The organism is Xanthomonas sp. SHU 166 (genome assembly GCF_000364685.1).
Taxonomy (GTDB): Bacteria; Pseudomonadota; Gammaproteobacteria; order Xanthomonadales; family Xanthomonadaceae; genus Xanthomonas_A; species Xanthomonas_A sontii.
Genome location: NZ_AQOJ01000697.1, coordinates 1 through 817 on the forward strand (window position 1 = coordinate 1; position 817 = coordinate 817).

The following is an 817-nucleotide window of genomic DNA, read 5'->3' on the forward strand; positions in this document are numbered from 1 at the left end:
CCAGCACGCCGTCGGCGGTCATCAGCAGGCCGCGCCGCACCAGTTCCTGACTGCCGAGCCCGTCGCGGGTGCCGAACGCGCGCACCGCCGGCGTGCGCCGCGGATCGACCCGGAACAGGCCACGGCGCATGCCCAGCCAGGCGCGCCCCTGCGAATCGGCGACCAGCGCGCTGGACTCGGTGGCCGGCAGCCCGTCGGCCACCGCGTAGCGCTGGCTGCGCTGCCAGTGCGCGCCGGTGCGCCGCCACAGTTCCAGCCCGGACAGCCGATGCACCCACAGCGTGCGCGCGTCGGCGAAGGCGAACGACTGCACCTTCTCGCCGGCCAGCTCCGGCGGCGTGCGGAACTGCCCGGCCGCGCCGTCCCAGTGCTGGAACTGTTCGGCGGCCACCCACGGCGTGCCGTCCGGCGCCATCGCGAACGCCGCGATGTCGGTGCCGGCCAGGCCGTGCTGGCCGCCGGGGAGGTTCTGCAGCACGTGGCCGTCGCCATCGCGCACCTGCACGCCGTAGCCCGGCGCGGCGATCCACAGCCGCTGGCGTGCGTCCAGTTGCAGCCAGGCGAGCGTGCCGTCCGGGATCGGATCGGCCTCGCCGGCGGCGCGGGTCCAGCGCTGCAGGGTGCCCCCGTCCAGCGGGCCGCGCAGCAGCGTGCTGCTGCCCCCCATCCACAATGCCCCGCGCGGGTCGTCCAGCACCGACAGCAAGCGCCCGCTGGGCGCACCGTTGGCCCAATGCGGCGCGCTCAGCGCACCGCTGGTGGTGTCGAGGCGGAACACGCTGGCGCCGGAGCCGAGCAGCCACACGCCGCCGGCGCG

General features: G+C 76.4%; 1 pseudogene. It reads right to left on the reverse strand.

The features are described from left to right. Positions 1 to 817: pseudogene (locus D180_RS16355) on the reverse strand (histidine kinase); the annotation flags it as partial.